This window comes from Halomonas sp. KHS3 (assembly GCF_000830495.1).
Taxonomy (GTDB): domain Bacteria; phylum Pseudomonadota; class Gammaproteobacteria; order Pseudomonadales; family Halomonadaceae; genus Vreelandella; species Vreelandella titanicae.
Genome location: NZ_JWHY01000011.1, coordinates 147,495 through 167,675 on the forward strand (window position 1 = coordinate 147,495; position 20,181 = coordinate 167,675).

The following is a 20,181-nucleotide window of genomic DNA, read 5'->3' on the forward strand; positions in this document are numbered from 1 at the left end:
AGGTGTGGTGAACCAACTCATCAGAGGCGACTATGAAACAAGAACGCATCGGATTCATTGGGCTCGGCTTAATGGGCAAGGAAATGGCCAGACATATCGTACATAACGGTTATCCGCTAACGGTGATGGCCCATAGGAATCGATCCCCCCTTGAAGCGCTATGCAAGGAAGGCGCGACGGAAGTTAGCACTCCCGCAGAGATGGCAAGAAATAGCGATATTGTTTTTATCTGCGTGAAGACATCCGAACAGGTTAACGAAATCGTCAGCGGGGCTGACGGTTTAATGGTGGGAAGCCATGAAGGGCTTATTATTGTCGACTGCTCTACGGCTCATCCCGAATCAACTGAGCGCCTTGCGAAAAACGTAGAACATCAAGGGGTGATACTCGTTGACGCGCCTTTAGCACGCACGCCTCGTGAAGCCAGAGATGGACGGCTAAATGTCATGGTGGGTGGCGATGCTTCCACAGTGGCGCGTATTACGCCGGTCATGGAAAGTTTCGCGGAAAACATCTTTCATGTGGGTAAGGTTGGTTCAGCGCATAAACTGAAACTGATTAATAATTTTCTCTCGTTAGGGGCTGCTGCCCTAGTCAGTGAGGCGGCCACTATGGCGGCCGGCATGGACGTTTCACAAGACAAACTCCTGGAAATTTGCTCACAAGGGGGAGCCAACAGCGCGATGCTCGCTCCCGTTATGGAATGGGTACTGCACAAGGAGTGCACAAAGTTACAGTTCAGTCTTGGTAATGCTGAAAAAGATATGCGCTACCTGACTGAAACGTTAAACGCCTATCAGCTAGCCCCCCATATGCTGCCACCGCTTTGCGAGTTTCTTACGTTAGCTCGAGACGACGTGGGGGAAGATAGTTTCGTTCCCCAAGCGTATGACAGCTGTATAAAACGCAATAAGATCGTATCCGATTAAGGCCACTAAGATAGCTTCTTGGCTACCTCATATTTCCATATAAAGCCTTCACTCGATAAACGCTTCGGTAGACTCACGATGGCCGTATAGAAACGCATCGGCGACCTGGCGCAGCGGGGCAACATCCACCTCGCTGCGCTTGTTTGCGATCAGCTCGGCAAAGCGCGCATATAAACCTTGATACTCGCGCTCCTCCTCTTCAATGATCAGTTCATCGTCGATGACCAATCGACAGCCGCCTTGGGTGAGACTCAAGCGGCTGCCATCGCTGTGGATATGCATATCCCAGGTGGGCGGGCCGCTCTGGCGAAAATCAAACGCCGCCTCAATGGACGCGCCTTGTGGGTCGGTAAAGGTGAGATCCGCTGCAATCGGAGTTTGCGCATTGCTCGGCACCAGCAGTCGCGCCTGTTGTAGAAAAAACGGCTGGGGCAAGATGGCGGTCGCAATCGACAGCGCATTAATACCGGGATCAAACACGCCCATGCCACCCGGCTGCCAGATCCACGCTTGGCCTGGGTGCCATACCCGCACGTCCTCTTTCCACTCGACCTCTACCCGCTGCACCTGCCGTTCGGCTAACCACTGCTGGGCCTGGGCAACGCCAGGGGCAAACCGCGAGTGCCAAGCGGCAAACAGGCTAACGCCCTGTTCTTTGGCACAGGCAATCAAGTCCTCCACTTCGCTTAACGTTGCCCCCGGTGGCTTCTCAAGCAGCACGTGCTTGCCACGCATCAGTGCGGCCCGCGCCTGGGAGTAGCGCAGATGGGTCGGCGTGCAGATTGAGACAGCGGTAATTTCAGGGTGGGCGTCTAGCATCGCTTCCAGGTCTTGATAGGCGGGTAGATCCGGCAGCGAGGCGAAGGGATCCGCCGAGGCGACAAGATGGCAGTTCGGGGTGGCGGCTATTGCCGGGAGGTGCTGGTCGCGGACGATTTTGCCCACGCCCACTAAGCCGAGGTTGAAGTCAGACATACGCTGGCCTTTGTTATTTACCATTGAAAATGGGGTCAGGAGTTGGTGTGGGGCAACTCAACGCTGCGCCCTAATGAGCTAACGCTGTGCTCAAGCCCTAGCGCGGCGGCGGTACCTGCCAACACCGCTTGGGACGCTAAAAACGCCTCCCGGGGGCGGCGCAGCCGGATGCTCTCCATCAGTTGACGGTGACGCTCCAGGCTCTCTTCAGGATCTGGGGCGTTCTCGTTGGACATGGAGATCAGCATATAGATGGAGGGGCGCAGGATATGCGATAGCTGCGCCCAAACAATATTGTGGGTCGCCTTGAAAATCGCCTCGTGAAAAGCGACATCACACTCGCTGTGCAGCCGCCGCTCCTCTTCGCAGGTTGCATTGCGCAGATTCTGTCCCAGCCCTTCAAACGCCTCTTCGATAGCAACCAGATCCCGCGCCTTGGCCCGCTTGGCGGCGGTCATCGCCACATAGGGCTCAACGTCCAGACGGAAGGCAAGAATCTCGCGCTGAATATCCGGGTTGGGGGCAGCGTAGCGGGTCAGCCAGTCAGTCACCTGGGCATCAAGAATATGCCACTCTGAGTATTCGCGCACCTTGGAACCATGACCAGAAATCCGCTCAATAATCCCGGCATCGACCAGTTGGCGAAGATCGCTACGCACCGCTGAGCGATTGATCGCAAAGCGTTCGCATAGATCCATTTCTCGGGGTACTAAGTCACCGGGGTGATAGCGCCCACCAAAGATCTCCTCGGCGAGATGTTCGGCAATACTGGGGCGAGCTACTGGCTTACTAGGAGATGACGTCACTGCGATAAGGCCCTATTTCGATTCCTGTCAATCATACCGTACTTGACCGGTCGACTGTTATCGACGGCGTAGCATCGAGCCCCGCCCGCTGTTTCAGTTCCAGCCGCCGTTCATAGAGGCCTTTAGCACCCAGTGTGCCCAGCACCAGAACGCCGCCAACCATGGCCATTGGCGCGGGCTGTTCGGCCAGAATCCACCAGGCCAACAGCGTGCCTATCACCACTTCCAGCAGTATTAGCAGGCCCACTTCGGCGGAGGGCAGATAGAGCGGCCCACGCTGCAGTAGCGTCACGCCGCAAGGCACAATAATCAGGCAGAGCAGGATAACGACAGCAAGCTGGTTGGCTGCAGGCAGGGTTGGTTCGCTGCCCGCCAGCCAAAACAGCCCTGCGGTGCTACCCACAATAAGGCCGTTGAACACCAGCATCGGGCTCATATCCACCCCCGGCCGCGTACGGCAGAGGGTAAAGTTAATCGCCAGGGTCGTTGCCGCCATCAAAGCGAAAGCGTTTCCGACCCAAGAACCTGCGCCCGCGTCATCGAGGGCGATCATGGCGACACCCACCATGCACAGCAATATCGCTAACCAGGTACGCCTTGGCAGACGCTCCTTGAGGATGATCCAGGAGAGCACGGCAGCGATTAACGGCGAACTGGCCAGTATCATCAGTACGTTGCCCGCCTTGGTGTACTGGTTGCCCAGCACGAAACCGCAGGTGGTCAGGCTGAACAGCAGCGCCACGGCGATACCCGTCCAGCCGCAGCGACGGTAGGCTGCCAGCGTGCCACGGCCATAGCGCATCAGGGCGATCAGTAGAAAACCTAAGCCCGAAAGAAAGCCACGCCACATCAATATCTCGGCATCGGGCAGATCGGCCACTTTAATCAGCAGGGCATCCGGGGCCATGATCAGCGCCCCGCCAGCGGTCAATAGTAGTCCCTGCTGGCGATGCGATAAGGTACTCCAACGACTCATCTTTAGTATTCGCCTCTTCAGTGATTATCCCTGGGCGGATGCTGGCGAGCCACATCGCGGTACTTGGTGGCGGGTTCCAATGTCATACCGCGGTCCAGCGGTTCGACCATGCTGCGCTGGATCTCCTGCCAAGGCGTCTGGTGGCCAGGGTAGCGGTAACCTCCCTGCTGGGCTAAACGCTCCCGGCGGGCTTCCAGTTCACTGGGTTCGATCAGCAGCTGCACCTCACCGCGCTTGAGATCGACCCGCAGACGGTCGCCACTCTCCAGCAGCGCCAAGCCACCCCCGGTAGCGGCTTCCGGGGAGGCATTGAGAATCGACGGTGAGCCGGAAGTACCCGACTGGCGACCATCGCCCAAGCACGGCAGCGATTCGATGCCCTGTTTGATAAGCGCCTCCGGCGGCTGCATGTTAACCACTTCGGCACCGCCAGGGTGGCCTACCGGGCCAGCACCGCGCATTACCAGAATGGTACGAGCGTCGATGTTGAGCGCTGGATCATCAATGCGGGCGTGGTAATCCTCGGAGCCATCGAATACCACCACCTTGCCCTCAAAGGCTTCCGGGTCATTGGGGTCATTCAGGAAGCGTTCGCGGAAATCCCGCGAGATCACGCTGGTTTTCATCAGCGCCGAGTCGAATAGATTGCCCTTGAGATTGAGGAAGCCCGCATGATCCACCAACGGGTCGCTATAGCGACAAATCACGTCAGTGTCTTGAGTTTCACGGCCCTGCAAATTATCGCCGATGGAGCGGCCATTGACCGTTAGCGCCTCGCCGTGCAGCTTACCGGCAGTGTGTAGCTCATGGAGGATCGCGGGCACACCACCGGCGCGGTAGAACTCTTCGCACAGGAAAGCACCGGCAGGCATTACGTTGGCCAGCAGTGGAATTTCATGGCCCAGGCGCTGCCAGTCATCGTTATCCAGCTCGATGCCTGCATGGCGGGCAATCGCATTGATATGTACCGGCGCATTGGATGAACCGCCCAGTGCCGAGCATGCCACGATGGCGTTCTCAAACGCTTCCCGGGTCAGAATATCCAGCGGGCGCAGGTCTTCCCACACCATATCGACAATCCGCGTACCCGTGTCGTAGGCCACCATTGCGCGCTCTTTATAGGGCGCAGGAATCACCGCCGACCCCGGCAGGCTCATGCCCAGGACTTCCGCCATGGAATTCATGGTAGAGGCGGTGCCCATGGTGTTGCAGTGGCCTATCGAGGGTGCTGAATCGCTGGCGCGGGAAAGGAACTCTGCGTAGTCGATATCCCCAGCTGCCAGCCGCTTGCGAAGCTCCCAGATAATCGTGCCTGAGCCCACCCGCTCGGCACCGCGCCAGCCGTTTAGCATCGGACCACCGGAGAGCACAATGGACGGAATATTCACCGTTGCCGCGGCCATCAGCGCAGCCGGGGTGGTTTTATCACAGCCGGTGGTCAATACCACGCCATCTAGCGGGTAGCCATGGAGCACTTCCACGATGCCCAAGTAAGCGAGGTTCCGATCCAGCGCAGCAGTGGGTCGGCGCACGTTCTCATGAATAGGATGCATGGGAAATTCAAACGGCACGCCACCTGCGGCGCGAATTCCGTCTTTAACCCGCTTGACCAAGTCAATGTGGTGGCGGTTGCACGGGGTTAAATCAGAGCCCGACTGGCAAATACCAATGATCGGCTTACCGCTGGTCAGCTCATCCAGAGTAATACCGTAATTGAGGTAACGCTCAATACATAGCGCCGTGGTTCCGGGGTGATCAGGGTTATCGAACCAGTAGCGTGAACGCAACTGCTCAGGAGTTATTCGCTGAAAATTGGCCATGGTTCCGCTCCACGCCTAAAGTAAATATACAAGTCGGCAGGCGCGCTTTAGGCACTCAAACTGCCCACCAACACTAACAATGAAGAAAGCTTCCTAAAATGTAGGGAAGAGTTGCCATGACGGTACGCGTTCTTACCCGCGGCGTCGACACATACAAAAGTATATGTTGAACATATATCAAAAACGTTAGACATTCACCTAAGGGAGCGGCACTTACACCTCTATAAGCGAGTGCCGCTTACACACAACAACAATCAACCACGCTGCAGCTCGCTAGGAATATCCCCTTAGCGTAGCGACCTGCAGCACGCCAGGAGAGTGACGACTATGCACCATCTTTGGAAACGCACCCTATTAATGACCGGCGCTACACTGCTCAGCTCAGGCATTGCCTACGCGCAAACGCCTGACCTTTCCGATCCGCCAGAGATAGAGGGCGGTACCGTGGGTGACCACGGCAGCGTCACTCTGCGAATGGGATTGGGCTTGGCGGAAAGCTCGCCTCAATATATCTCTAGCCAATACTTTGCGGATATTCTCGACCAGCGCAGCGAAGGGCGTATCAGCGTTAATATCTTTCCCAACAGCCAGCTTGGCGATGACGTGCAGATGATGGAAATGCTGCAAACCGGTACTCTGGATATGACCTACCCTTCCTCTTCACCCGCCACAGGTTATGTCGAGGAGCTGGCAGTCTTTGACCTTCCTTTCCTACTGCCTACTCGGGAAGCGGCTATAAAGGCCATGCGTAGCGATGCTGCCCAGGAGATGCTTGATGCCTTCGATGGCACTGGTCTAAAAGCCCTGGCATTCTCTGAAAACGGCTTCCGCCAGCTCTCCAATAGTGCTCGTGAAGTCGCTTCACCAGAAGATGTGGCGGGCCTGGACGTTCGTGGCTTGTCTATTCGCACCATGGAGAACCCAGTGCACCTGGCTATTTGGGAAGCGCTGGGCGCCAACCCGACCCCGATGGCATTTGGTGAACTCTTCTCCGCCATGGAACAAGGCGTTGTCGATGGCCAGGAAAACCCTTGGAGCACCATCCTGACCTCCAACTTCTATGAGGTGCAGGATTACGGCTCCGAAACCCGTCACGTTTATACGCCCTTCATCAAGATGATCTCTCAGCGTACCTGGGATCGCCTCGATCCAGAGTATCAGGAACTTGTTCAGGAAGCCGCGCTGCAAGCAGCGGATTACGAAATCCAGCTTTCCAGCGAGTACGACGACTGGGCACGGGATCAGCTTGAAGAACGCGGCATGCAAATTACCCGTCTTAATGACGAGCAGATTGCCGCTTTCCAGGAAGCCGTGCAGCCGGTTTACGAAGAGTGGGCACCACGCATCGGCGAAGATCTCGTGACTGAATTCCAAGAGATTGCTGAATCGACAATGACCGAGTGATCCCATCCCTGCCGCCGAATAAAAAAGGCGGCAGGATTAATTGGGTAGCATGAGAATTAAGAAGCGTCCGAGAGGCGCTTTTTAAGCTGCATATAGGTGCCGTAGTGACGGTCGAGGTGGCGCCGCATGGCTGCCTCGGCCGCATCTGGGTCACGAGACTCTATCGCTGCGATGATTTCGGTATGCGCAGCGGTAGCCGCTTTGTCTTCGTCCTTCTGTTGCAGTACCAGCGCGCGGCGATCGTCCAACCACTCAGAGAGCGCCACATGGATAGCATCAAAAATGGGGTTACGGCCAATGCTGGCCAACACGCCATGGAAGTCATTATCAGAGCGTTTAAAGCGTGCTTCATCACCTATTGCATCGCGATTATCCGCTAATGCATCCCGCAGCCTCGCTAGATCCTCTTCACTGGCATTACGCGCCGCGTAGCGAGCCAAAGATATCTCGAACATGGCCCGCGCTTCCTGGAAATACTGTTGACCATCGGGCTTAGAAAGTAGCTGTCGGGTTACCCCAGAAAGCCTGGCCATCACCGCCTCAGCGGTGGGACGAATTACCCTGGCGCGGGTACCGCTGTTGATGGCGATAAGTCCTAGCTGTTGCAGGTGGAACAGTGCTTCACGCACCGCGGGTCTGCCAACACCAAACTGCTCCATCAACTCCCTCTCTGAAGGCAGTTGATCGTTTTCACTCAGCCGCCCCTCGAGAATCTCCGCCTCAAGCTGCTCAGCGACCTGTTCCGATAGCGTTTTACGCTCGATCCGGTATCTGCTCATAGGCAGTCACCCCTGGTTAACCTGGAATTTTCCGCCATTTTACTGCATTTCTAGTCATTATCCTTCAAACCAGCCGAGAGAGCGGCGCTATTTGGTACTGCTCGGCGATCTCGGCATAGGCTACTTGATTGGCAGAATCAAGCGGAATGCCTTCGGCGTCGCGCTGAGCCTGGCAGCGCCATTCGCGATCACCTGGTGCCATTACCTGGGCATTGGGTGCAGCAGGCTGGGCGCGCAGGTCGGCTAGATACTCGGCCATTCCTTGCGCAAAGGTGCCTGCATCCGCAAACGCATCCGGTTGCATGACCAGGAAGAAGTGCCCTACCCCGCGTGGCGTCGCCATGTCTGGCCCCCCCATGGGCAGCAGCTTAAAGCCATGCTGCATGCCCGACAGCATCGAACTCAGAACCTCAACCATGCCACCCAACCCCGCGCCCTTGAAGCCGAAGCCGCTACCACCCAGCGGTAACAATGCGGCCACTTCACCAGGAACGCGGCTTACCTGCCCGGCAGCATCCGCCGCGACCTGGTCAGGCAGTTCACGCCCTATCGCCCCGTACTGCTGCACGCGATTCCAGGGCACCGAGCTGGTCGCCATATCCAGCAGGTAAGGCGACTCGCCCGCCACCGGCGCCGCAAAGGCGATGGGGTTGGTACCGTGAAAGGGCTTGGCGCCCTCATGCAACAGCACGAAAGGATCCGAATTGCAGAACGCCATGCCGAGGTACCCGCGCTCAGCCGCTGCCAACGCATAGCACCCCGCCGCGCCGAAGTGCGACGAGTTGCCCACCGCGACGGCCCCCATCCCCACCGTCTCGGCCATCGCCATGGCGTGCTCCATGGCGGTATAACCCGCGAGGTGCCCCAACCCGTCGTCAGCATCCAGAAAACCGGTCGCCGCAAGGCGCTGGTGGAACTGCATGTCGGGCGCGCCGTTGATCCGCCCGCCCTTGAGCGCCTGCAGATAGTGGGGCAGCAGACGCAGGCCATGGCTGTCGGTGCCCATACGTGAGGCGGTAATCAGCGCGCGAGTGACCGCGTTTGCTGATGCCTGATCAGCACCTGCCGCCTTCAGAACGGCTTGCATGAAGCGGGCAAGGTCTTCGCGAGCGACGCGAAAATTTGACGACGTATCTCTCATTAATCGATAGCTCCTGGTTTCAGTCGGGCTACTGGCTGACCATTGGCCAGCCCCGGTAATGCTTAACGATAAATCAGTGTTGGCAGCCACAGCGAGATAGCTGGAATGAAGGTAACCAATAGCAATGCGATGACCAGCGGCACCAGGAACGGCAGCGTGCCACGCATGCATTTCTCGAAGGAAATTCCGGACACTCGCGACAGTACATACAGCACCATGCCTACCGGCGGCGTTAACAAGCCGATCATCAGGTTGAGCACCATGATCACGCCAAAGTGCACCGGATCGACACCCGCAGTAATGGCCACCGGCAACAATACCGGCACCAGGATGGTGATCGCCGCGATGGTCTCCATAAAACAGCCCACCAGAATCAGCACCAGGTTGATGATGATCAGCGTGGCGATGGGGTTATCGGCAAATGGCCCGAGCAGGGTCACGACATGCTGCGTGACTTGGTTGCTGGTCAGGATCCAGGCAAATATCGAGGCACCAGCGACGATCAGCAGGATCACGGCAGTGGTTTCAATAGTTTCCATGCTCACCTTGAGCAGGCGGCGCCAGGTCAGGCTACGATAAACCACTCCCCCCAGCACCAAGGCGTAGACCACCGCAGCAATCGCCGCTTCGGTAGGCGTGAAGGCCCCCGACATTATGCCGCCGACGATGATGACCGGTGTTAAGAGTGACAGGAAGGCGCGCTTGAACGTATGACCAAGCACCGGAAACGAGAACACCGCATCGCGGGTATAGCCGCGCCGCCGTGAAATGATCGTGATCATGACCATGAGTACCAGCCCCATTAACAGGCCCGGTACCAGGCCGGCGACGAACAACTGGCCGACCGACACCGAGGCCATTACACCGTAGATAACCATCGGCAGACTCGGCGGAATAATCGGGCCAATGGTCGAAGATGCCGCGGTGATACCCACCGAGAACTCCTCGTCGTAACCGGCATCTTTCATGGCCTTGATTTCAATGGTACCTAGCCCCCCTGCATCGGCGACTGCGGCTCCTGACATGCCGGAAAAAACAATGCTGGCGCCTACATTGACGTGCCCCAGACCGCCACGCATCCAGCCCATCAATGCCTTGGCAAAGTCAAATATCCGCACGGTAATACCGCCGTTGTTCATTAGGTTACCGGCGAGTATAAAAAACGGAATCGCCAACAGGGGAAAGCTGTCGACGCCGTTGATCATGCGATGCATCACGACAACATCGGGTACTCTGCCGGTCAGCAGCACATACAGCAGGCACGAGCCGGCAAGACTAATGGCGATCGGCACCCCCATCACCAGCAGGGTAAAGAGCGCCGCAAACAGGAACAGTAAATAGTGCTGGGTGGCGGCCAATGCGATACAGCCGAGTATCGCGACAGCCGCGACCAATGGCGGTACTATCGCACCGCCGCGCCTCACAGCCAGAATGTTGGGCATTGGGGTGATCTCCGAGAGAGTAGCGTGTTGGCGTGTTGTTATTGGGTATTGAGCAGTTCACTGGTGCCCGAGCGCCAGTGACGAATAGCCACCTCCACCCCTCTCACCAGCATGATGATAAAGCCCACCATCACCAAGTAGTAAAGCCAGCTTTTAGGGATATCCACCGAGGTCATCATGGCACTGGTACGATCAGCCAGTTTGAAGGTGATCCAGGCCATGCTGGCGAAGAAGGCAATATTGATCAGGTCTACCAGCGTCGACATCACGCGCCCCAGCCACCCCGGCATGTAGCGATAGAAAAATTCCACTGCGATATGCGATCCCTTTCGCACGGCCATGGTGCTGCCCATAAAGCCCACCATAACCAATAGATAGCGCGCCATCTCCTCCGTCCAGGCGATGGAATTACCCAGCACATAGCGGCTGAAAAACTGCATAAAGACATCCAGTGCCAGTAGCCAGAAGATCCCAAGCGTCAGGAAATCCTCCAGGGCATAGTCGTGAATGTTGAAGGAATCATCGTCGAGACCTGCAAGGCTGGTCTCGTCAGTAGAGTCAGTTTGGCTCATGGAAGGCTCCCGCTTCGCCCCACCCGAGGCTTGGGCGGGGCGAGTCTTGGTCTACGAAAAAAACGATCCCGGAAACGTACGGATTCTGGAAAACTCAGGCCTCACGGCATTACCGTCCGATAGTCTGATTACTGGCCGATAGCCTGCAGACGATCATAGGTTTCCTGATCCCAAGTCGCCGCTTCACCGTTATGGGCAGGAATCGTGGCTTCGCGGAAGGGTTCTATATCGACTTCGTTGACGGTCACACCCTGCTCTTCGAACCAAGCCACCAGCTCTTCCTCGGATTTCAAGATATCTTGAGTGATGCGCTCGCCGGCTTCGGTGTAGACCTCACGGAAAACCTCACGATCCTCCTCGGAGAGGCGATTCCACAATGGGCCACCGGCGATGGTGATTAGCGAATCGGTGATATGCCCGGTCAGATTGATATAGTCCTGCACCTCATGAAACGCTTTGGCGCGAATGGTCGGCAGTGGGTTTTCTTGAGCATCCACCACACCTTGCTGCAGCGCCAGATAAACCTCGGAGAATGCGATCGGAGTGGGGTTGGCGCCCACCGCTTCGGGGAACATCATGTACATTGGCGCATTGGGCGTACGAATTTTCAGGTCTTGCATGTCCTCCGGCGTATTGATCGGTTTGTTGGAGGTTACATGGCGACGCCCGTAGTAGTTCATGGCCAGCGGTACGTTACCGGTTTCATCCTGGTAGCCCTGAGCGATTTCTTTGAACAGGTCGCTATCGGCATAGGCCTGCCAATGGTCAAAATCGCGGAACATATAGGGCGCGCCAGCGATACCCACCGGGCCATAGAAACGACCGGCAAATTGGTTGCCGGTGTAGATCAGATCAACCGTGCCCAGCTGTAGGCCTTCGTTGATGTCCGACTCCTTACCCAGTGACGACGCCGGGTGGACACTGATCGAATAACGGCCATCAGTACGCTCCTCGATTTCATCTGCCGCCCACAGGGCCCACTCGTGGTAGGGCTCGGATGTCTCATAGACGTGAGCAAAGGTGAGTTCTTCTTGCGCATGCACAGCACCGGTCACTGAGAGACCACCGGCGATAAGCGTAGCGGTCAGCAGGCGGGCCATCTTAAGCGAGTGTTGGCGTTTGTGACTCATCGTGTACTCCTCACAACCATTGGATTTGTTGTTGGATAGTGTGATTTGCTGCTATTTATTGTGATGTATTTGGTTATTTTTTAAGCGGCGGCAACCAACGTAACCGATCATAGTGCTATATACGTGTCATACCACCAGCTTCAAACTTAGTTGGCTGCCCGCAATCGCGCAACTATCCAGGTAACGATTTTAGTAGTGCCTATGATGATTCAAGCCGTGGAGCGAACTGATGGTATAAGCGCACCAGCAGTTGAGGATCGCCAAAGCCACCTGCTTTAGTCATCACTCGCTTTCGCCTATCGCCATCCATACTCCCTAGTGCCACCCCGGGTGACCACTCCGTCTCGACAGAGATATAACTCACCCCCAGTTGGGTTAATACGGCCATGGCGATATCCCCGCCGGTTAAAAATAGCAAACACGGATCATCGTCCCGCCAGGCAGACGTAAGGTCGGCCACTTTGGAAGCCATCGACTCGGCGACTTGGTTTGCCGTGCATTCCTCACTCTCTCCGGGCACGACCACATAGGTCCCTAAGGCCGGGCTACTATTACAAGGTGTAGCAGAGGGCTCGGTACACGCTTTAATCACGGCCAAACCGGGCACGTATTGTCGCAACTGTTGGAGCTGTTCGGCAGCACGAGGGCTTCTAGAACCGATGGCATAAAGCACTGCATTGACGCTATTCAACGCTCGAAATGGTGCATCAGGCCGCCCGAAAAAACGCTGGGCGATAGCCGTTGCCAGCCCCGCAGCCCCCGCCATTGCTCGGCGGCAGCCAGCACTCGACACGAGCTGATAGAGCGCAGCAAGCTCCTCGTCACTTTGGGCATCGGCGATACAGTCCCCGTTAGGGAGTTGAACGCCCTGACCAAAGCGATAGCGCTGCAGCGGTCGCCCGCTGACGGAAAATGCCTGATCAATGGGGCCGATCAGGGGCGTTGAGAGGGCATCCTGTTGGTAGGTGGTATCAGCCAGTGGAATGCCGTCCACCCACACTTCGGCATTACGCACTGTTCGCCCCTGGGCCGGTACCGCGGGAGCCAGCAGCAGGGGAAAGCCAAGCGCTTCCCGCAGTGCTGTGCACTCTGCGACTACTTGGCCACGCAGGGTTGAATCGACTTTCTTGAACCACTCCTGCGGCGCGACTCGCGTGAGCAAACGCACTGCTTCGCTTACCCGAAGCGCCGCCTCCTCAGATTGCAGATGGCGAGACTGGGTATTCACGGCGATGACCTCTGGCCACTGGCCTTGCCATGCCTCTAGCGTTGTCGCTAATGCCTCCAGGCTAATCACCACGCGGACATCTGCGCCTCGCGCGGCAAAGGGTGCTGAAGTGTCCAGCGCGCCCGAAAGATCATCGGCAATAATCGCCAATCGGCAGCCGCTCATGCCTTGGCGCCACTGGCTAACCGTCGCGCATAGGCAATCGCTGATCCCATGTTGGTGGCATCGGCTTTGCCCTGCCAGGCAATATCAAAGGCAGTGCCGTGATCCACCGAGGTGCGCTGAAGCGGCAAGCCAAGGCTGACATTGACCGTGGTATCAAAAGCAATCAGTTTGACGGGGATATGGCCCTGGTCGTGATACTGGGCAATAACCAAATCGAACTCGCCTTTCGAAGCGCGGTAAAACACCGTATCCGCAGAGATCGGCCCGCTCACATCAAAACCCCGTTCCCGCAAGCGTTCCACCGCTGGGGCGATACAGCGACTATCTTCGTCGCCAAAAATCCCTCCTTCACCGCAGTGCGGATTAAGGCCTGCCACGGCAATGCGCGGAGCCTTCATGCCCAACGCGAGCAAGTGCGCGTGTCCTGCTTCAACGGTGGCAATGATGCGTTCAGGGGTCACTCGGTCGATCGCATCACGTAGCGACACGTGGGTGGATACATGTAGCGTCGAGAGCGTCTCAGATGCCAGCAGCATAAACGACGAGGGCGCACCGGTCAGCGATGCCAACATTCCGGTGTGGCCATCGTAATGGTGCCCGGCTTCATGTAACGCCGCCTTGTTCAGCGGGGCGGTGACAATCACCTGCGCCCGCCCCGCCTGCACCAATTCCACGGCTCTATGAACGCAGCGAAACGCCATATCACCCGCACCGGCGCTAATTTGACCATCAGCAATCTCAACGCCTTCCGGCACCTCGACCACACCGACCGCCACACAATCCTTATCGCTCTCTACCTGCTCCAATGGCACGAACTCAAGCACAACACCAACACTTGCCGCCGCACGGCGATAAATAGCCGGGTCACCGATGACCATCGCCGTGGCACGTTCGGTGGCGGACATAGCACTCAGCGCGCGGCAAATAATCTCAGGGCCGATGCCAGCAGGGTCGCCCATGGTGATCGCAATTTCATAACAGCGTGGGGAGCTATTCATGGCATTAACTGCCCGCCGTTGACCTCAATGATTTGACCAGTGACATAGCTACTGAGCGTATCGGTCGCCAGAAAAACGTACGCACCCACGCACTCTTCCGCCGTGCCCAAACGCCCCATGGGAATCGATGCCCGAGCTGCGTTTAGATGAGCATCGCTTGAGTGGCGCTCATGAAAATCGGTCGCAATCGTACCGGGGGCCACAGCATTCACGCGGATATTATCCCCGGCAAGTTCCTTGGCCATATTTCGCGTTATCGTGCTCACAAAACCTTTTGCTGAGGCGTATAGGCCAGCGCCTCCCCCGCCGCCATTACGTGCGGCAATCGAGGTAGTGTGAATAATATTGCCGCCACCTGCGCGACGAAAATGCGGTAGCGCCGCCCGACTAGCCATAATCACTGAACGGACATTGAGATCCATGACCCGGTCATATTGGTCATCGTCCATCTCATCTAAGCCAACCCGGCCCATCATGTCCCCCGCGTTATTGATCAACAGGTCTAAACCGCCCAGACGCTCGGCGGCATCGTCGACGAGTTTTTGGGTCTCGCTGGTGTGGCTGACGTCTGCTTTAACGGTAAAGGCGTCCCCACCCGCATCTCGAATCGCCTTAGCCACCGCTTCAGCGGGCGCTTCACTGTTGTGATAGTGCACCGCTACGTGCGCTCCCAACGCCCCCAGCTGTTTCGCAACCGCCGCGCCAATGCCACGGCTAGCACCGGTGATAAGTGCTCGCTTACCGTTCCACTCGTCTAACATGAAATTCTCCTTAACACTTTTGCTTTTATTGTGAGAGCCACACTTAGCGAAACCGTCGTCCTCTAGATAGATTTAACTATCGACCCGAAATGGAGCGGTGCGCTAAAGTAAGCAATGAACTGGCATACCTGTCATACAAAGCGACATCTATAACATGATAGGCGATGGCGTGTTTAGCGCCAGTCTCCTACCACTGCCAACGATTAAAACTAATTCTAAGAGCGAATGGAGAAGTACATGAATCCACTTTCATCGACGGACACACTTCCCGCCGACCTGGGTAACGCGCTGCTGGTTGGCCGCGTTTGGCTGGAGGGCAGTCATCCTGGCCCCGCGCTAGTGACCGTCAACAACGGTCAGGTGATCGACATTACCGCCTATGGGCCCACCATGGCTGACCTGCTGGAACGCGACGACCTACAAGCGGTAGTGCAGCGAGCGGAAGGCCCCAACCTAGGTAGTGTCGAGGCACTGCTGGAAAACTCTCAGTTACCCCTACCACAAGCGCCCTACCTGCTAGCCCCCTGCGATGTTCAGGCCGTTAAAGCCTGCGGCGTCACCTTCGCTGTGAGTTTGTTAGAGCGAGTGATCGAAGAGCAAGCGGGCGGCGACCCTGCACGAGCGGTGGAGCTGCGCAACGACCTGCAGGCACTGATCGGCACCGACCTTTCCAAGATTGCGCCGGGTTCTGAAGAGGCGATGTCGCTTAAAAAAGCGCTACAGGCCCGCGGCGGCTGGTCGCAATATATGGAAGTTGGCATCGGCCCCGACGCGGAGGTATTTACCAAAGCCCAGCCGCTCTCCTCGGTAGGTTTTGGCACCCCGGTAGGTTTACACCCATCATCTCAATGGAATAACCCCGAGCCGGAAATTGTCCTGGCAGTAGACAGCCGCGGCCAGGTGCGCGGTGCGACTCTGGGCAACGACGTTAACCTGCGCGATGTGGAAGGGCGCAGCGCCCTGCTGCTCGGCAAGGCAAAAGATAACAACGCCTCCTGCTCCATTGGTCCCTTCATTCGCCTGTTTGATGACCACTTCGATATCGACAGCGTTCGCAACTGTCAGGTATCGCTGCGCATTGAGGGTGAGGATGACGACTTCTTGCTCCAGGGCGAGAGCGATATGCGCGAGATCAGCCGCGACCCGCTGGACTTGGTAAGCCAAACCATCGGCGACCACCACCAATATCCGGATGGTTTTATGCTGTTCCTCGGCACCATGTTTTCTCCCATTCAGGATCGCGACGGGGAAGGCCAGGGTTTTACCCATCATCAGGGTGATCGCGTCACCATCGCCACCCCCGCCCTGGGCGCCCTGGTCAACCAGGTAGGCAGAAGCGATCAATTGCCGCCCTGGACCTACGGTATTCGCGAACTGATGCGCCACTTAGCGCGCCGCTGATTCTAACAATCAATACGCCACTCATATCACAGCCTAGGAGCGCACAATGACAACCATCACTCGCGTCGAGATCCAGGATATTCGTTTTCCCACCTCGCGTTCTCTGGATGGCTCGGATGCCATGAATGCCGCGCCGGACTACTCCGCCGCCTACGTCATCCTGCACACCGATGACAGCAGCCCCGAGGGGCACGGCTTAACTTTTACCATTGGCCGCGGCAACGAGATTGTGGTTACCGCTTTGCACTCACTAGCGCCGCTGATTGAAGGTCGCTCGCTGGCCTCTATTACCGACAATATGGGCACCTTCTGGCGGGAAATTACCGGCGACAGCCAGTTGCGTTGGATTGGCCCCGATAAAGGCGCAATTCACCTAGCCACCGCCGCCATCGTCAACGCCGTGTGGGATATGTGGGCGAAAAACGAAGGTAAGCCGGTGTGGAAGCTGCTGGTGGATATGACCCCGGAACAGCTGGTGCGCTGCCTTGATTTCCGTTTCGTCACCGACGCGCTAACGCCGGAAGAAGCGATCTGTCTGCTGCGCCGTCAGGCCTCCGGCAAAGAAACCCGCGAAGCCGAAATGCGCCACGATGGCTACCCCGCCTACACTACTTCAGCGGGCTGGCTGGGTTACAGCGACGAGAAAGTGCGCGGTCTGGCGCGTGAAGCGCTGGCTGAAGGCTGGACTCATTTCAAACAGAAGATTGGCGGCGACATTGAAGAGGATGCCCGCCGAGCGGCGCTGCTACGCGAAGAGATCGGTTGGGACAACGTGCTGATGATGGACGCCAACCAGGTGTGGGAAGTCGACGAGACGATCACCAAGATGCGTCGGCTGGCCGAATTTGACCCGCTATGGATAGAAGAGCCCACCAGCCCTGACGACATTCTCGGCCACGCCGAAATCCGCCACCGGGTTGCGCCTATCGGCGTCGCCACTGGCGAGCACTGTCACAATAAAGTGATGTTCAAGCAGTTCTTCCAGGCGGATGCCATCGACTATTGCCAGCTCGATGCGGCACGTTTGGGCGGGCTTAACGAAGTGATTTTAGTAACGCTGATGGCCGCCAAGTTCGGCGTGCCGATTTGCCCCCACGGCGGTGGCGTCGGGCTGTGTGAGTACACCCAGCATATCTCCCTGTTCGACTATATCGCGGTATCCGGCAGCCTTGAAGGTCGCGTGCTTGAGTATGTGGATCACTTGCACGAACACTTTATCGACCCGGTAGTAATCAACCGTGGCCGCTACCAAGTGCCTGAAGCGCCAGGTTACAGTATCGCCATGCACGCAGAATCCCAAGCACAGCACCGCTTCCCCGAGGGCGCGGCCTGGAAGGAAGAGAAGTAATGACAGACACCACCTCCTTTCTAAATGAGCTAACCAGCCTGCTCGGCGAGCGAGGCTTGCTGCGCGAACCAGACGCCATAGCGCGCTACGTTAGCGACTGGGCGGGGGATACGCTGGGCACACCGCTGGCGGTGGCCCGTCCGGCTAACACGGAAGAAGTCGCCGAGGTGGTAAAGCGCTGCTACGCCCAAGGAATCGCGATGACGCCCCAGGGCGGCCATAGCGGTCTGGTGGCGGGCGCCTTGCCCGCTGCCAATGATCAGGAGTTGGTGATCAGTCTTGAGCGCTTAAATAGCGTGCGCGCCATTGATCCGATTAACTTCACCATTACCGTAGACGCTGGCTGCATCCTTGAGAACGTCAAGCTGGCAGCTTTTGATCATGACTGTGACTTTCCGCTCTCGCTGGGCGCCCAAGGCAGTTGTCAGATTGGTGGCAATATTGCCACCAATGCGGGCGGACTTAACGTACTCCGCTACGGCATGATGCGCGAGCTGGTGCTGGGGCTTGAAGTGGTGCTGCCCGATGGGCGCGTCTGGGAAAGCCTGAATGCGCTGCACAAGGACAACCGTGGTTACGACCTTCAGCAATTGTTTCTGGGTAGTGAAGGTACGCTGGGTATTGTTACGGGCGCAGTGTTAAAGCTTTCACCACGCACTACCCAGAACCGGACTGCTCTACTGGGCCTACCCTCCATCCAGGCGGTCATCGACCTGTATAGTCTGGCGCGCCGGGAGTGCTGCGACCTGCTGACGGCTTTTGAGCTGATTCCTCGCCGCTGTATCGAGCTGGCGATTGAAGCAACGCCAGAGCTGCGTGACCCGCTTGAAGACGCCTACCCCTGGTACGTGCTGATGGAAGTCGCGGCCACGGGACCAGTGGATCTGGGTTCGATGCTGGAAGCGCTGCTGGAAACCGGCATGGAGCGCGAGCTGGTGCAGGATGGCGCGTTGGCATCCAGCGACACCCAATCCGCCCAGCTATGGCAGTTCCGTGAAAGCATGCTGGAAGGCCAGCGGCGACGCGGTGAGCACCTGCGCACCGATATCTCGGTGCCTATCTCGGCGATACCCGACTTCGTTACCCGGGCAAGCGAGGTGGTGATGGCGGCGTCGCCCGAGTGCGAAATTATTGCCTACGGGCATGTGGGCGACGGCAATCTGCACTTCAACATTCTACCGCCCACGGCAATGGCGGATAGCGATAAGAAAGCCCACCTGCACGACCTGGAGGAGCGGCTGTTTGAGGTACTTGACGGTTTCAACGGCAGCATCAGCGCCGAGCACGGCATTGGCCGCACCAAGCAGGCACCCTACCTGGCGCGGCTATCGCCTGTTGAGCGGGAGCTGATCAACGGGGTTAAAACCCTGTTTGACCCTAAAGGGCTGATGAACCCAGGTCGGATTTTGCCTGAAGATAAGTAGCTCTCAAGCTCGCTCCGCTGGCATAGCCTAGCGGGGCCATTATATGGATTGCAGACCTGCTAAGACTTTCTCTTTCGTCGTACGATAAACACTGTCCAAGTGAGCGAGCATTGCTCGCTCAGCGGCATCCGGATCGCCTCGTTTTAAGGCATCCACGATATGTATGTGCTCTTGATAACTTTTCTCAATGTTCCCCTCTTCGATCATTACCTGACGGCGAATATTAAGCCCATAGCCGTATAGCTCCTGTGCATAGCGCAGCAACAAGGCATTATCAGCGTACTCTGAAATAAGCTTGTGAAAACTCTGGTCTGATAACTGAAAAGAGACAGGCGATGTAAACAGATGGCTCTGCGCTTCAAGCATACGCTCTAGTTTCTGAATACCCTCTCGGTCTATTCTGGGAGCGGCTCGTCTAGCAATAGCGGCTTCTACAACAATACGACTCTCGAAAACACAGTCGACATCAAAGTGCTCCATATCGCTGGTTCTGGCCGCTTCAAACGTATCGGTAAAGCGTGCGAGCACATGTTCGTTAGCACTTACCCGCGTTTTGCTGCCATGGGAAACACTGATGAGATCATAGGCAGCCAACTGCGTAAGTGCACCACGCACGGTTTCCCTACTGACTTCAAAAAGCTGTGCTAATTCGCGTTCGCTAGGTAGCAAATCACCTTCCCTCAGCAACCCTGTTATCAGCATGTCAATCAGCTTTTCAACCAACACTTCTTTTTTTGTCTTGTTTTTCAATGCTTTTTCGAAAGCAAATGCGGAATTATCCATTAAATCATACTCCAAGCAACTGGTACATATAATAGACCAGAAAACCAAATAACTGCCATACAAATTACTATTTAGACCATAGTCTAGGTTCCTAAAATC

18 protein-coding genes are annotated in these 20,181 nt (G+C 56.9%); 5 read left to right on the plus strand and 13 right to left on the minus strand.

Annotated elements, in window-relative coordinates; translation table 11 throughout:
• Window positions 1–32 precede the first annotated feature (32 nt).
• The gene (locus RO22_RS20750; protein ID WP_041159283.1) at window positions 33–929 is read left to right on the plus strand and encodes an NAD(P)-dependent oxidoreductase; all 897 of its coding nucleotides are present in this window, start codon (window positions 33–35) and stop codon (window positions 927–929) included.
• Between the two features lie 48 nt (window positions 930–977).
• Here RO22_RS20750 and RO22_RS20755 read toward each other — a convergent pair whose 3' ends face one another.
• The 4 genes from RO22_RS20755 to RO22_RS20770 are packed head-to-tail and all read right to left on the minus strand — an operon-like array spanning window position 978 to window position 5,506.
• Entirely contained in the window at window positions 978–1,904 is a 927-nt protein-coding gene (locus RO22_RS20755; RefSeq protein ID WP_041159363.1) for a Gfo/Idh/MocA family protein, read from the minus strand.
• Between the two features lie 35 nt (window positions 1,905–1,939).
• Complete coding sequence (locus tag RO22_RS20760) at window positions 1,940–2,710, minus strand: FadR/GntR family transcriptional regulator (RefSeq protein ID WP_035580622.1); 771 nt, start codon at window positions 2,708–2,710, stop codon at window positions 1,940–1,942.
• Between the two features lie 31 nt (window positions 2,711–2,741).
• Complete coding sequence (locus RO22_RS20765; protein ID WP_009287497.1) at window positions 2,742–3,686, minus strand: DMT family transporter; 945 nt, start codon at window positions 3,684–3,686, stop codon at window positions 2,742–2,744.
• A gap of 17 nt (window positions 3,687–3,703) precedes the next feature.
• Entirely contained in the window at window positions 3,704–5,506 is a 1,803-nt protein-coding gene (locus RO22_RS20770) for an IlvD/Edd family dehydratase (RefSeq protein WP_041159284.1), read from the minus strand.
• Window positions 5,507–5,833: 327 nt separating this feature from the next.
• On the opposite strand from RO22_RS20770, the gene RO22_RS20775 reads away from it, so the two are divergent.
• Window positions 5,834–6,910: a TRAP transporter substrate-binding protein gene (locus RO22_RS20775; protein ID WP_022521914.1), complete on the plus strand. Its 1,077-nt coding sequence runs from the start codon at window positions 5,834–5,836 to the stop codon at window positions 6,908–6,910.
• A 56-nt stretch (window positions 6,911–6,966) separates the two neighbouring features.
• On the opposite strand, the gene nanR is transcribed toward RO22_RS20775, so the two are convergent.
• The 8 genes from nanR to RO22_RS20815 all read right to left on the minus strand — a co-directional run bounded on the left by nanR (window position 6,967) and on the right by RO22_RS20815 (window position 15,126).
• Window positions 6,967–7,689, minus strand: coding sequence for a transcriptional regulator NanR (nanR, locus tag RO22_RS20780; protein WP_022521913.1), 723 nt, complete (start codon window positions 7,687–7,689; stop codon window positions 6,967–6,969).
• A 64-nt stretch (window positions 7,690–7,753) separates the two neighbouring features.
• A complete protein-coding gene (locus RO22_RS20785; RefSeq protein ID WP_041159285.1) occupies window positions 7,754–8,830 on the minus strand; it encodes an Ldh family oxidoreductase in 1,077 nt (358 codons plus the stop codon).
• Between the two features lie 62 nt (window positions 8,831–8,892).
• Entirely contained in the window at window positions 8,893–10,272 is a 1,380-nt protein-coding gene (locus tag RO22_RS20790; protein WP_027956967.1) for a TRAP transporter large permease, read from the minus strand.
• A 38-nt stretch (window positions 10,273–10,310) separates the two neighbouring features.
• The gene (locus RO22_RS20795; protein WP_009287494.1) at window positions 10,311–10,844 is read right to left on the minus strand and encodes a TRAP transporter small permease; all 534 of its coding nucleotides are present in this window, start codon (window positions 10,842–10,844) and stop codon (window positions 10,311–10,313) included.
• A gap of 128 nt (window positions 10,845–10,972) precedes the next feature.
• Window positions 10,973–11,974 carry a sialic acid TRAP transporter substrate-binding protein SiaP gene (locus RO22_RS20800; RefSeq protein ID WP_009287493.1) on the minus strand — a complete coding sequence of 334 codons (1,002 nt, stop codon included), beginning with the start codon at window positions 11,972–11,974 and terminating at the stop codon, window positions 10,973–10,975.
• A 199-nt stretch (window positions 11,975–12,173) separates the two neighbouring features.
• Window positions 12,174–13,367, minus strand: coding sequence for a four-carbon acid sugar kinase family protein (locus tag RO22_RS20805; RefSeq protein WP_041159286.1), 1,194 nt, complete (start codon window positions 13,365–13,367; stop codon window positions 12,174–12,176).
• The gene (gene pdxA, locus RO22_RS20810) at window positions 13,364–14,365 is read right to left on the minus strand and encodes a 4-hydroxythreonine-4-phosphate dehydrogenase PdxA (RefSeq protein WP_041159287.1); all 1,002 of its coding nucleotides are present in this window, start codon (window positions 14,363–14,365) and stop codon (window positions 13,364–13,366) included. The genes RO22_RS20805 and pdxA overlap by 4 nt, the downstream gene beginning before the upstream one ends.
• Window positions 14,362–15,126, minus strand: coding sequence for an SDR family NAD(P)-dependent oxidoreductase (locus RO22_RS20815; protein ID WP_027956968.1), 765 nt, complete (start codon window positions 15,124–15,126; stop codon window positions 14,362–14,364). The genes pdxA and RO22_RS20815 overlap by 4 nt, the downstream gene beginning before the upstream one ends.
• A 237-nt stretch (window positions 15,127–15,363) precedes the next feature.
• Here RO22_RS20815 and RO22_RS20820 point away from each other — a divergent pair, with 237 nt between their 5' ends.
• The 3 genes from RO22_RS20820 to RO22_RS20830 are packed head-to-tail and all read left to right on the plus strand — an operon-like array spanning window position 15,364 to window position 19,299.
• Window positions 15,364–16,527 (plus strand): fumarylacetoacetate hydrolase family protein, encoded by a 1,164-nt coding sequence (locus RO22_RS20820; protein WP_027956969.1) that lies wholly within the window; start codon window positions 15,364–15,366, stop codon window positions 16,525–16,527.
• A gap of 46 nt (window positions 16,528–16,573) precedes the next feature.
• Window positions 16,574–17,875: an L-fuconate dehydratase gene (locus RO22_RS20825; protein ID WP_041159288.1), complete on the plus strand. Its 1,302-nt coding sequence runs from the start codon at window positions 16,574–16,576 to the stop codon at window positions 17,873–17,875.
• Entirely contained in the window at window positions 17,875–19,299 is a 1,425-nt protein-coding gene (locus tag RO22_RS20830) for an FAD-binding oxidoreductase (RefSeq protein ID WP_041159289.1), read from the plus strand. The genes RO22_RS20825 and RO22_RS20830 overlap by 1 nt, the downstream gene beginning before the upstream one ends.
• Window positions 19,300–19,338: 39 nt before the next feature.
• Here the strand turns inward: RO22_RS20830 and RO22_RS20835 are convergent, their stop codons facing one another.
• The gene (locus RO22_RS20835) at window positions 19,339–20,082 is read right to left on the minus strand and encodes a FadR/GntR family transcriptional regulator (protein ID WP_041159290.1); all 744 of its coding nucleotides are present in this window, start codon (window positions 20,080–20,082) and stop codon (window positions 19,339–19,341) included.
• Between the last annotated feature and the right edge of the window lie 99 nt (window positions 20,083–20,181).